General features: G+C 68.8%; 10 protein-coding genes and 2 tRNA genes. 2 read left to right on the top strand and 10 right to left on the bottom strand.

The annotated features are described in order from the left end of the window. The first annotated feature begins 4 nt into the window (after nucleotides 1-4). The gene (locus HRC28_RS21340) at nucleotides 5-2,392 is read left to right on the top strand and encodes a PQQ-binding-like beta-propeller repeat protein (protein ID WP_182377381.1); all 2,388 of its coding nucleotides are present in this window, start codon (nucleotides 5-7) and stop codon (nucleotides 2,390-2,392) included. A gap of 29 nt (nucleotides 2,393-2,421) precedes the next feature. Here HRC28_RS21340 and HRC28_RS21345 read toward each other — a convergent pair whose 3' ends face one another. The 10 genes from HRC28_RS21345 to lpdA form a co-directional block, all read right to left on the bottom strand. Continuing rightward, nucleotides 2,422-2,748 (bottom strand): hypothetical protein, encoded by a 327-nt coding sequence (locus HRC28_RS21345; RefSeq protein ID WP_182377382.1) that lies wholly within the window; start codon nucleotides 2,746-2,748, stop codon nucleotides 2,422-2,424. A gap of 80 nt (nucleotides 2,749-2,828) precedes the next feature. Next, a complete protein-coding gene (locus tag HRC28_RS21350) occupies nucleotides 2,829-4,013 on the bottom strand; it encodes a hypothetical protein (RefSeq protein ID WP_182377383.1) in 1,185 nt (394 codons plus the stop codon). A 71-nt stretch (nucleotides 4,014-4,084) separates the two neighbouring features. Beyond that, nucleotides 4,085-5,518, bottom strand: coding sequence for a trigger factor (gene tig / locus HRC28_RS21355; protein WP_182377384.1), 1,434 nt, complete (start codon nucleotides 5,516-5,518; stop codon nucleotides 4,085-4,087). Nucleotides 5,519-5,600: 82 nt separating this feature from the next. Further along, nucleotides 5,601-5,673, bottom strand: a tRNA-Pro gene (locus HRC28_RS21360). Between the two features lie 27 nt (nucleotides 5,674-5,700). Continuing rightward, nucleotides 5,701-5,771, bottom strand: a tRNA-Gly gene (locus HRC28_RS21365). A gap of 98 nt (nucleotides 5,772-5,869) precedes the next feature. After that, on the bottom strand, nucleotides 5,870-6,961 hold the full coding sequence (locus HRC28_RS21370) for a PP2C family protein-serine/threonine phosphatase (RefSeq protein WP_182377385.1): 1,092 nt from the start codon (nucleotides 6,959-6,961) through the stop codon (nucleotides 5,870-5,872). Next, nucleotides 6,916-7,770 carry an Fpg/Nei family DNA glycosylase gene (locus tag HRC28_RS21375; protein ID WP_182377386.1) on the bottom strand — a complete coding sequence of 285 codons (855 nt, stop codon included), beginning with the start codon at nucleotides 7,768-7,770 and terminating at the stop codon, nucleotides 6,916-6,918. The genes HRC28_RS21370 and HRC28_RS21375 overlap by 46 nt, the downstream gene beginning before the upstream one ends. Continuing rightward, complete coding sequence (locus HRC28_RS21380; protein WP_182377387.1) at nucleotides 7,763-8,269, bottom strand: ribose-5-phosphate isomerase; 507 nt, start codon at nucleotides 8,267-8,269, stop codon at nucleotides 7,763-7,765. The genes HRC28_RS21375 and HRC28_RS21380 overlap by 8 nt, the downstream gene beginning before the upstream one ends. 19 nt (nucleotides 8,270-8,288) lie before the next feature. Next, nucleotides 8,289-9,656: an NAD(P)H-quinone dehydrogenase gene (locus tag HRC28_RS21385; protein ID WP_182377388.1), complete on the bottom strand. Its 1,368-nt coding sequence runs from the start codon at nucleotides 9,654-9,656 to the stop codon at nucleotides 8,289-8,291. 13 nt (nucleotides 9,657-9,669) lie between these two features. Beyond that, on the bottom strand, nucleotides 9,670-11,070 hold the full coding sequence (gene lpdA / locus HRC28_RS21390) for a dihydrolipoyl dehydrogenase (protein WP_182377389.1): 1,401 nt from the start codon (nucleotides 11,068-11,070) through the stop codon (nucleotides 9,670-9,672). Nucleotides 11,071-11,206: 136 nt separating this feature from the next. On the opposite strand from lpdA, the gene HRC28_RS21395 reads away from it, so the two are divergent. Then, nucleotides 11,207-12,298, top strand: a complete 1,092-nt coding sequence (locus HRC28_RS21395; RefSeq protein WP_182377390.1) for an IS110 family transposase — start codon at nucleotides 11,207-11,209, stop codon at nucleotides 12,296-12,298. Nucleotides 12,299-12,475 lie beyond the last annotated feature (177 nt).

The following is a 12,475-nucleotide window of genomic DNA, read 5'->3' on the forward strand; positions in this document are numbered from 1 at the left end:
ACCCGTGACCCAGGCAGCCTTCCTCCCGCCGCCGCCGCCCCCTCCCCCGCCTGCCCCGCCGCCCGCCTTCCTGCCCGCAACGGCACCCACGAGCCCGCGTCGTCGTACCGCCCTGCTGGTCGGCGTCGGGGTCGTGGTCCTGGTCCTCGCGATCGTCTCGGGCGGTCTGACCGTCTGGCTGCTCAACCGTGGCGATGACGGCGGCCCGAGCGCGGATCGCGCGGGCGGCCTCAACGTGATGCCCGCGTCCATCGACAACGGCGTGTCCGTGCTCGGCGAACCCGGCCGGGTCTGGGACTTCGAGGCCGATGACGTGGTCGACGGCGGACGCTTCCAGCCGATCTACCCCTGGAGTACGGACGAACAGTTCCTCCCAACGGCCCTCGCAGTCGGCGACACGCTCGTGACCTCGGTCATCAGCGGCGACGGCGAGGACCAGGAACTCGTGGCCCTGGCGCCGGACGGCTCCGTACGCTGGCACGAGGCCGGCAGCAAGGTCGGGACGACCTGCTGGACTCCCGACGACCAGCACCTGCTCTGTCGCGACGACGACGAACTCCGCATGCTGGATCCGCACACCGGGCGCGTCACCGGCTCCTCGCGTCTGGAGCCCCTGTTCGGGCTCGACCCCGTGATCATCAACGGCGTGCTGTACGTCGTGGGCGCCGGCTCGGACATCGATGGCGACGGGTACGGCGACGGGGTGACCGTCGCCGCGCTCGATCCCCTGACCCTCGACGAGCACTGGAACACCCCGGTCCCGGGGTCGGCCGACTGGGGTCTGAGCGAGCCCGACGGCGAAATCCTGGTCGACGGCGGCAGCCTCGTCGTCTCGATCGCGGACCTCGGCGTCGGGGACGGCCGCGTCGTCGAGGTGAACCGGGCCAACGGCACGATCATCGGCAGCAACTTCCTCGACTACAACGACTACGTCGAAGGCCCTTGGCGCATCAACGCCACCTACGACGAGCCAGTTCGCGTTTACCAGAACGGCGAACTCGTCCTCGAGCGGGAAGGGGACCTCTGGTCCACCCGGGGCGGTCCGAACATCGTGAACGGCACCATCGGCATCAACGGCACCCTGTACGACGTCACGACCGGCGATGTCGTGTGGGAACGCGAAGACCTCGAGGCCCGCGAGTACTCGTCGTTCTACTGGTCCGAGGACCGGGAGCAGGTGCTGGTCAACGGGGACGGCGACGTGACGGCCCTCGACGCCACGGATGGCACGACCCAGTGGACCTACGACGGGATCCACCAGGGCCTGACCGAAACCCGCGATGCCTTCCTGCTGTCCACCAATGACCCCTACCAGGTCCTGGCGATCGACCGGAAGACCGGCGAGACGACCTGGAGCCGCAGCGTCGAAGACCTGGCAGGCAGCGCCGACGATGCCGAGGACTACGTCAACAGCACGGTCTACCGCACCGGGCCGAGCATCTCCGTCATCGGCTTCCACAAGGTCCGCGGATACACCGAATTCCCTGCCATGAAGGGTTCCGGCCGGACGGATGACGACGACGGCACGGCGTACGTCACCGCCTGCGGCGCGCCGCCCGAGTTCATCCCGACCGCGTCGACGACCAAGTACGGCGGCGTGGCCATCACCTACACCGTCAAGGCCACGTGCGACGGCGGCCAGTGGCTGAACCACAGCCAGCTGAGCGTGCCGTTCCTGGTGGGCGGCTACGCCTACGCGTCGGGTTACTTCGACTTCAGCGAGGAGCCGTACTGGATTCCGGAGGACGGCGAGGACCTCGAACTGGTCTACCCGTTCGAGAACACCCAGGTCCCCGAACCGCGGTTCGACCAGGCGATCCAGGAGGACGACGGCACCGGCAAGGTGGTTCAGGTGCCGTGCGAACCGGGTCCCGAGAACCACGAGGGCGCGGTACCCAACGACCCGTCGTACGGCGCCGACCCCGACGACCCGACGACCGCCGACGGCGCCCCGGACGAGTCGACCGACGAGGACCGCGACGAGACCGCCCTCGAGGCGCTGCAGCGGATCGCTGACGAGGACGCCACAGCTGTCGGCGCGCTCGGCACCAACTGGACGGCACAGTTGTCATCCAAGAAGCCGGGCACGGCCGACGACGGGAAGATCTACGACTCCTACGACGACATCCTCGCCCTGCACCTGCAGCACCGCGCGCGCTACCCGGACTCGTGGCTGGTCTACAGCAACGACTGGGTCGGCAGTTTCGGACCGTCGAGCCAGAACTACTGGGTCACGCTGAGCGGACAGGCCGAGGCCACGAGCCGGCCGATCCTGCGCTGGTGCCAGGACGAGGGCTGGGGCCTGGGCGACTGCTGGGCCAAGCGCCTCCAGCACAGCGGCGACCCGGAGCTGAACACCGACAAGAACGAACCCGACGACCGCAACAACTGAGGCCCGCATCGGTTGTTGCGATGCGGTGATCAGGGAATCGCCAGGAGAAACGGTACGACCGCCACCACGGCCGCCAGCACTCCCAGGACAAGCCCGCTCGTCCGGTCGGCGAACATCCAGCCGAGGGCTCCGAGCGTGGCCGCAACGCCGCCGGGGACACCGACGAACAGCGCCAGCACGTAGCCCAGGCCTAACCACGGACTGTCGGACGTGTCGGTGGCGGTCAGGTACCAGATGACGACGGAGGCAAGCACCTCGAGAGCACCAACGACGAGCGAGATCACGCTGGTCACGACGGCAGCGCGGCGGGTCGGCGACACGGGGCGCGGAGCGGATCCAGGAACGGGCTCGTTCATGTTTCAAGCCTCGCGGCGGTGGGGTCTTGCGTCGTGAGTAGCGCTGCTCAGCCGGACTGGCCCAGATGGGTCACCGGAGGTCAGGCGATGCTCGGAGTGCACAGCCAGCGCTCGAGAGCGGTGTGCACGTCGGGGTGGTTGAGCAGGCCGAAGTGGTCGGTGTTCGGCAGACGCAACACCTCGGCGCCGGGAAACAGGTTGGTTCCCCTGCGCTTGTCGCGACCCGTCGCCGAGTGCGGGGTCACCAGCAGGTCACCGATCGCCCGCGAGAGGGGATGCTGCGGCGTCCGCGCCAGGGTCGCCGACACGAGTCGGTAGCGGGCGTGGGGCAGCGGCGGGACGTCCTCGGCGAGCCCCTCGATGAGGTCGTGGATCCCGGGCGCCTGGCGGTCGATGATCCGCCCGAAGGCAGCCACCTCCGGTGCCCGCGCGAGAGTTCGACTGGCCCGGTCGGCGCTCACCGCGAACCAGGAACCCAGGTGCGGCGTCCCCAGGGTGACCACGTCGCTGACCAGGTCGGTCCAGGCCGCCGGGGCGTTGCCCTCGGCGACCACGGCCGAGGACGCCCGCATGATCAGGCCGCCGAGCGAGTGCCCGACCAGGGCGATGCGGGTGACCTCGGTGGGCCACGCGTCGACGAGGCGCTGGACCAGCGCGGCGAGCGCGACGCCGTTCTCGCGCAGCGCCAGACCGGTGTTGGCGCGCAGGTAGACAGGGGTCCAGCCCTGCCGGGCCACCGTCTCGCCGTACGTCGTTCCGGTGCGGTCGCGGTGGTGGTTCCAGTAGGCCTCGTTCTCACAGAGGCCGTGCAGGAAAATGACGAGCTGTCCGGTGGCATCAGGGAACGCCGAAGCCACCCCGTCCGGCGTGAGTACGACGTCACGGCCCTCGTGGCGCACGCCCATCTCGATCGCGAGATGGGGGTGGTCGCGGGTCAGCTCCTCGCCGATCAGTCCGTTGATGGCGGCGCGCACGAAGCGGCCGCGGCTCGAATCGTCCAGGGCCGGTCCGACGCCCGCTTCGCCCAGCCGGGAGAGTCCAGCGCTGGCGCCCCGGGCCGACAGTCCGATCGCTCCGTAGACCAGGGCCGAGATGCCCAGGTGCAGGGTCTCGACCGGCAGTGCGGCGGGACCGGCCACGCGCGCCACGCGGTGGGCACGCCGGGCGATCGCCGTGTGCGTGTCACGCGCGGTCGCGACGACGAGGTCGTCGACCACGGAGGCCGCCAGCGCGAGGGCGTCGACGACGCTCGGTTCCTGCTTCATGGAGAAAGACTACCGCCTTCAGTGCACAGTTGTGCACTGAAGGCGGTAGTGACGTTCGTCCTGCGGGCGGCTCAGGCCTGCGTCGGGTCCACGGCGGGCTCGACAGCGGGGTCCACGGCGTCCTCAGCGTCCTCGGCGTCGACGACCACGTGGTCGGCGACCTCGGGCTCGTCCTCACCGATGGTGCCGTCGCCGCGCAGGTTCTTCAGCTCGACCGGGTTGCCCGACTCGTCGGTGACGGTCGCGCCCTCGACGAGCAGCTGCAGCGCCTTGCCGCGGCGGATCTCCTGGACCAGGTCCGGCACGTGGTTGTGCTCGAACATGTGGTTCACGAACTCCTGCGGGTCCTGGCCGGACTGCTGCGCACGACGGATCATGTGCTGCGTGAGCTCGGCCTGGTCGACGCCCATCTCTTCCTTGTCGGCGATCTCGTCGAGCAGGAACTGGGCGGCCACGGCGTCGCGCACGCGACGGTCGAGGTCAGCCTCGAACTCCTCCTGGGTCTGGCCCTCCTCCTCGAGGTACTTCTCGAGGGTGAGGCCCGACATCACGAGCTGCTGCTCGAGGTTCTCGCGACGAGCGTTGAGCTCCTCGGTGACCATGGTCTCGGGCAGCGGGACCTCGACCTGCTCGAGGAGCGACTCGAGGACGGCGTCGCGAGCGGCCGCAGCCTGCTCGAGGCGCTTGCCGCGGGTCAGGCGCTCACGGACGTCCTCGCGCAGCTCGGCGAGCGTGTCGAACTCCGACGCCTCCTGTGCGAAGTCGTCGTCGAGCTCGGGGAGTTCCTGCTCCTGCACGCCGGTGACCTTGACCTTGACGTCGACGTCCTGGCCGACCAGGTCGCCGCTGACGAGCTGGGTGACGAAGTTCTTCTCCTCGTCGATGGCCGCACCCTCGAGGGCCTCGTCGAGACCGTCGATCATGCCGCCGTTGCCGACCTTGTACGAGAAGCCAGCGATCTCGGCACCCTCGACGACCTCGCCGTCCTGGGTGGCCACGAGGTCGATGACCACGAAGTCGCCCGACTTGGCGGGGCGCTCGACGTCGATCAGGGTCGCGAAGCGCTCACGCAGCGCGTCGACCTGCTCGGTGACGTCGTCGTCGGAAACAGCCAGGTCGTCGACCTTGGCCGACAGGCCGTCGTACGCCGGGAGGGTGATCTCGGGCTTGACGTCGACCTCGGCGGTGAACTCGAGGCCTTCGTTGTCCTCGAACTTCGTGACCTCGATGTCCGGCTGCGCCAGAGGGGTGAGGGAGTTCTCGGTGAGAGCCTCCATGTAGGCCTTCGGGAGCACGTCGTTGACGGCCTCGTCGAGGACGACGGCACGGCCGACCTGGCGATCGATGACCTGCGGCGGGACCTTGCCACGGCGGAAGCCGGGGACGTTGATCTGCTTGGCGATCTTCTGGTAGGCCGCGTCGAGGCTCGGCTTGAGCTCCTCGAAGGGCACCTCGACGGTCAGCTTGGCCCGGGTCGGGCTCAAGGTCTCGACGGCGCTCTTCACAGGTGTTCTCCTACTTGGTCAGTGGGTGGTGCACGGGCAGGTGCCCGCTGGTGCGATCGGGATGATCAGTCGTACTAATCAGTCGGGGCGACAGGACTCGAACCTGCGGTCTCCTGCTCCCAAAGCAGGCGCGCTAGCCACTACGCTACGCCCCGTCGGTGGCCCTTCTCGGCCGCACTTCGAGGGGATGACGGGAATCGAACCCGCGTAATCAGTTTGGAAGACTGAGGCTCTACCATTGAGCTACATCCCCGCGTGCGGAAGACCTCCCGCAAGCGGTAGTCATGGTGCCACATTGCCGGGTGTCAACCCCAACCGAGGCGCCCTCGTGGACGCGCCCGACAGCGGGGCTCAGGGGCGGCGGTGCACGACGAGCAGCGCCCGGTCGTCGTCGGGTGAACCCACGGCGTCGACCAGTCGGTCCGCCAGACCGTCCCAGGTGTGACGGAGCAGCGCCTCGGCCGTACCCATCATCCGGTCGATGCCGAGCTCGATGTCCTTGCGCGGCTCCTCGACCATTCCGTCGGTGTAGAGGAGCAGGCTGTCGCCCGGGTCGAGGCGCCCGGCGTAGCAGTCGTAGTCGACATCGTCGACGATGCCGAGGACCGGCCCTTCGGCACGGAGCACCTGCCAGCGGCCCGAGCCGGCGTGGCGCTGGACGGCCGGTGGGTGTCCCGCGCAACGCAGTTCGAACGCGCCGGACTCCAGGTCGATGGACACGTGGATGGCGGTCGCGAACCCTTCCTCCCAGTGACGCTGGAGGAGGTAGTCGTTGGCTGCCGGAAGGAACTGGCGCGGAGACAGCGCGCCGACCAGGCCACCCATCGCCCCGGAGAGTTGCAACGCGCGCGTGCCAGCCGCCTCTCCTTTGCCCGAGACATCGACCACGACCAGCTCGATCCGCTTGCCGTGGTCACTGGTCGTCGCGACCACGAAGTCGCCGGCGAACGGCGAGCCGCCCGCCGAGGAGAGGGCCGACTGGACCAGCCACGCATCGGGAAGGGTGGGAATCTCGCCCTGGGCGAGGATCCGGTCACGCAGGTCGACGAGCATCGTCTCTCCCCGCGTCGGGCCCACCCCGAGCTGGCTACGACGGCGCGCCACCACGATCACCGCGATGGTGAGCGCGTACATCACGACCACCGCCGTGAACATGCGCGTCGTCCACGTCTCCTGCAGCCAGGTGCCGACACTGAGCGTGACGAGGACGAACGCCGCGAACCAGGGCAGCGTCCGGCTGCTCAACAGCAGGACGCCCAGGATCAGCGGCATGAAGACGCCGTTCAGTGGTACGTCGACCGGGTCGCGCGCGATGCCGATGACGACGGCGACCGACACCAGGCCCAGGATGACGGCGATGCCCGTGTCCGAGATGGCCCACCGGCGACCGGCCCTGATCATCGGGCCGCCCGGGAGCGGAAGGCCGGCTGGCAGCGGGCACACCAGAACAGGTTGCGACCGGCGAGGACGTCGGCGCGGACGGCGCTGCCGCAGATGTGACAGGCCTGCCCGGTACGGCGATAGACGTAGACCTCTCCGCCGTGGTCGTCGACCCGCGGCGGACGGCCCATGGCTTCGGGCAGGTGCTCGCCCCGGACGGTGTCGATCCGTCCGGTGACCACACCCTCCTGCATGAGCACCACCAGATCCTCCCAGATCGCGCGCCACTGCGAGACCCGAAGTGTTCGCCCGGGTCGCAGCGGGTGGATCCGGTGGCGGAACAGCACCTCGGCGCGGTACACGTTCCCGACGCCGGCCAGCACCGCCTGGTCCATCAGCAGGGTGCCGATCGGCGCGGCGCTGCGGCCGATGCGCGCCCATGCCCGGTCCGGGTCGGCGTCCGCGCGCAGCGGGTCGGGACCGATCCGGGCGAGGACCGCGTCCTGCTCCTCGGGGGTCACCAGCGCGCAGGTCGTGGCACCCCTCAAGTCGGCGTACGCCGGCAGGGTGGTGCCGCTGGCCGACCGGATCAGCCTCAGCCGAACCTGCCCCACCGGGAGAGGTACGTCTGCTGCGGTGTCGTCCACCTCGAAGGTGCCGTAGAGACCGAGGTGGACGCGGACCAGACGGTCCGCGTCGAACCGGATGAACAGCTGCTTGCCCCAGGCGTCGGCATCGAGCAACCGGCTGCCGTCGAGGCGTGCGGCGCCGTCGGCGAACCGGCCCTGCGGGCTCCCCACCCGCACGACGTGGCCCCCGAAGACCTCGGTGATGCGATCAGCCAGGCGGTGGAGGGTGTGCCCCTCAGGCATCGCCGAGCCCGAGAGCAGACTCGGGCAGGGGCGGCAGGTCGCCAGTGGTTTCGTACGACGCCATCTGGCCGATGCGGCGCACGTGCCGCTCGTCGCCGGGGAACGGGGTGGAGAGGAAGACCTCGACGAGGCGGGTCATCTCGTCCAGCGTGTGCATCCGGCCGCCGACAGCGACCACCCATGCGTCGTTGTGTTCGCGGGCCAGCGCCGCCGTGTCCTCGGACCAGGCGAGGGCGGCACGGATGCCCTTGACCTTGTTGGCGGCGATCTGTTCGCCGTTGCCCGAACCGCCGATGACGACGCCGAGGCTGTCGAGCCCGGCGTCGCGGTCGGCGACGACGCCCTCAGCGGCGCGCAGGCAGAAGACCGGGTAGTCGTCGACGGCGTCGTAGACGAACGGGCCGTGGTCGACCGGCTCGTAGCCATGCTCGACGAGCCAGCCGGTCAGGTGGGACTTGAGCTCGAGGCCGGCATGGTCGCAGCCGAGGTGCACGCGCATGCCCGCATTCTCGCAGGTCTCACGCCTGGTGCAGGCGGCGGGCAGCTTCCGCGATGGAGCCGCTGATCGACGGGTAGACCGTGAAGGTGTGGGCCAGCTGGTCGGCGGTGAGCCGCTCCGTGACGGCCAGCGCGACCGGGTGGATCAACTCCGAGGCCCGCGGCCCGACGACCACGCCGCCGAGCAGGTTGCGCGACCCCGGTGCGACGAACAACTTCACGAAGCCGTCGGTGATGCCCTGCATCTTCGCGCGGGCATTGGTGGCCAGCGGTTGCATCACGACGTCGGCGAGGACCTCGCCGGCATCGACCTGTTTCTGCGTGACACCGACCGTCGCGATCTCGGGGGCGGTGAAGACGTTCGAGGAGACCACGGAGAGGTCGAGCGGCTTGACCGCGTCGCCCAGGAAGTGGGCCATCGCAATCCGCCCCTGCATGGCCGCAACGGATGCCAGCATGAAGACGCCGGTGCAGTCCCCGGCGGCATAGACGCCGCGGGCAGCGGTCCGCGAGACCCGGTCGACCTTGACGAAACCCCCTTCGTCGAGGATCACGCCCGCTTCCTCCAGGCCGAGTCCGGCGGTGTTCGGGACCGAGCCGAGCGCCAGGATGCAGTGCGACCCGGTGACCTCACGACCATCGGCGAGCGTCACCGTGACGACGTCCCCCGACCGGGTCACCGACTGCATCCGGGACTGGCCGAGCACGGTCATTCCGCGTCGCGTCGAGACGTCCTCGAGCACCTGGGCGGCATCGGGGTCCTCGCCCGGAAGAACGCGTTCACGCGAGGAGACGAGGGTGACCGGGATGCCGAGCGCCTGGTAGGCGCTGGCGAACTCCGCCCCGGTGACGCCCGACCCGACGACGATCATGTGCTCCGGAACGGTGTCGAGGTCGTAGACCTGCTCCCAGGTCAGGATCCGCTCACCGTCGGGCTGAGCCGTCGGGAGTACGCGCGGCGCGGCTCCCGTTGCGATCAGGATCGCGCCGGCGTCGTACGACTGCTCGGAGCCGTCGGCGAGCGTCGCGATCACCTTCGCGGGACCGTCCAGACGACCGCGACCGTGGACCACGGTCACGCCCTCGCGGGCGAGCCGACCCTCGATGTCGGCCGACTGCGCCTGCGCGAGGGCCTTGACCCGGTCATTGACCCGACGCAGGTCCACCGTCGGGTGGTCGACCTCGATGCCGAGCTCGCCGGCTTCGATGAGGTCGGTCATCACCTCGGCGGTCGCGATCAGCGTCTTGCTGGGCACGCAGTCGGTGAGCACCGCCGAGCCGCCGATGCCGTCGGAGTCGACGACCACGACCTCGGCTCCGAGTTGGGCCGCGACCAGCGCAGACTCGTAGCCGCCAGGGCCGCCACCGACGATCACGACGCGCGTCATGGTCTGGTCCGACTCAGAGGTGGATCATGTGGCCGGCGATCCCGTGGATCGCCTCCTTGACCGCCTCGGAGAGCGTCGGGTGGGCGAAGACGTTGCGACCGACCTCGTCCGCGGTGAGGTCCCACTTCTGGGCCAGGGTGAGCGCAGGCAGCATCTCGGTCACGTCGGGTCCGATCATGTGGGCGCCGAGGATCTCGTTGTACTCGGCGTCGGCGACGATCTTCACGAAGCCGACACCCTCGCCCAGGCCCTGGGCCTTGCCGTTGGCCGAGAACGGGAACGTGGCCGTCTTGACGTCGTACCCCTTGTCCTTCGCCTGCTGCTCGCTGTAGCCGAAGGAGCCGATCTGCGGCTGGCAGTACGTCGCCCGCGGGATGAAGTCGTAGTCGACCGGCATCGTCTCGGCGCCGGCGATCGTCTCGGCGGCCACCATCGCCATGGCGTCAGCGACGTGGGCGAGCATCATCTTCGCGGTGACGTCGCCGATGGCGTAGACGCCTTCGACGTTGGTGCGGCAGTACTCGTCGACCGCGATGGCACCGCGCTCGGTGAGCTCGACGCCGGTGCTCTCCAGGCCGTAGCCCTCCAGGCGCGGCGCGAAGCCGAAGGCGGCGAGGAACTTGTCGGCCTCGATGACCGTCTCCTCGCCACCGGCGGCAGGAGCAATGCGGACCTTGACGCCCGAGCCGGTGTCCTCGACGCCCTTGACGGCGGTCGAGGTCAGCACCTTCACGCCGAGCTTCTTGTAGTGGCGGGCGAGCTCCTTGGACACGTCGGCGTCCTCGGTCGGCACCATTCGGTCGAGGAACTCCACGATGGTCACGTCGACACCGAAGTTCTTCATCACGTAGGCGAACTCGACACCGATCGCGCCCGAGCCACCGATGATCATCGAGGAGGGGATGTTCTCGTCGAGGATCTGCTCCTCGTAGGTGACGATGTTCTTGCCGTTGACCTCGACGCCAGGGACCGAACGCACGGTCGCGCCGGTGGCGATGATGAGGTTGTCGCAGGTGTACTCCGCGGTCGAGCCGTCGTTGAGCGCCACCGAGACCGCCTTCGGGCCGGTGAGCGTGCCCCAGCCGTCGATCTCGGTGATCTTGTTCTTCTTCATCAGGAAGTGGACGCCCTTGACGATCCCGGCGCTCACCTGGCGGGAGCGCGCGTGGGTCGGTCCGTAGGACATCGTCGCGTCACCCTCGATGCCGTACTTGGCCTTGTCGTGGGTCAGCGTGTGGGCGAGCTCGGCGTTCTTGAGCAGCGCCTTGGACGGGATGCAGCCGACGTTGAGGCACACACCGCCCCAGTACTTCTTCTCGATGACAGCAACGGTCTTGCCGAGCTGCGACGCGCGGATTGCGGCGACGTAGCCCCCGGGGCCAGCACCAAGGACGAGGACATCGAAGTGGGTCACGCGACCAGCCTAGACGGTATGGATTGACCGCTCGCCAGGTGTGAGGGGTTGCGGGCCGGGGCCTCACTCACAAGATTCGTGGGTTACCGAGCAGGGGCCGCCTGCTCGGCCTATCCGACAATTGTGGGAGGCCCCGGTGTTTACCGAGCGTACGAGTGTTGGGCTCGACGTGCACGCCCGATCTGTTGCGGCAGCGGCGATCGATGGCGTCACGGGCGAACTGTTCCAAACCAAGCTGACCCCGTCCTACGACGATGTCCGGTCCTGGCTCGCCAAGCTGCCCGGCCCGGTCGCTGTGGCCTACGAGGCCGGCCCGACGGGTTTCGGGCTTTACCGGCACCTGAGCGAGTCAGGAATCCGATGCGAGGTCGTCGCGCCCTCGAAGCTGCAGAAGCCTGCCGGTGACCGGGTCAAGACTGACGCCAAGGACGCGATCCACTTGGCCCGACTGCTGCGACTCGACGAGGTCACAGCCGTGTCGATCCCCACCGTCGATCAGGAAGCGGCCCGCGATCTGGTTCGTGCGCGGGAGGACTGTAGGGGTGATCTGATGCGGGCGCGGCATCGTTTGTCGAAGCTGTTGTTGAGGCACGGGATCGTCTACTACGGCGGCAACGCGTGGACCGGTAAGCACGACATGTGGCTGCGCAACGAAGCACTCCCGCAGCTAGGGATGCGGGCGACCCGGTTGACCTTCGATTCCGACTACGAGGCCACCCTCGCGACCAAGTCCCGCAGGGACCGCATCGACGTCGCGATCGAGGAGATGGCCGCTGACAGCGAGTTCACCCCGCTGGTGCACCGGCTCGGCTGTCTTCGCGGGGTAGGCACCCTGACCGGGTTCGCATTGGCAGTCGAGGTCGGTGACTGGCACCGGTTCACCGGAAACACCATCGGGTCGTTCGTGGGCCTGGTGCCGTCCGAGCACTCCTCGGGCCAGTCCCGGTCGCAGGGTTCGATCACCAAGACGGGAAACGGGCATGCACGCCGGCTGCTCGTCGAGGCCGCTTGGCACCACCGGACCAGATACCGGGTCGGGAAGACGATGCGTGATCGCTGGGACCTGGCCCCAGCAGCCGCCAGGATCCGCGGCGACGAGGGCAATCACCGCCTTCACCAACGCTGGGTCAAGTTCATCGATCGCCGTAAACGCAGCACCGTTGCCAACGTCGCAATCGCCCGTGAACTCGCGGGCTGGTGCTGGTCCTTGGCCGTGATGGAGGACTGATCCCACAGTCTGCTTCGTTGCTGAGACCGGGCTGGTGACAGCGCGTGGAGCGACCCGCGAAACTACTATGAGCAGCCGTCACTGGCGGCGATGCTCGCTCCTAGACAAGCGGTCCCGCTCCAGCCGAACCGACCGTCCTGCGGTAACCAACCCGCGCATATCAGTCTGACCGCGCGT

The organism is Nocardioides sp. WS12 (assembly GCF_014108865.1).
GTDB lineage: Bacteria > Actinomycetota > Actinomycetes > Propionibacteriales > Nocardioidaceae > Nocardioides.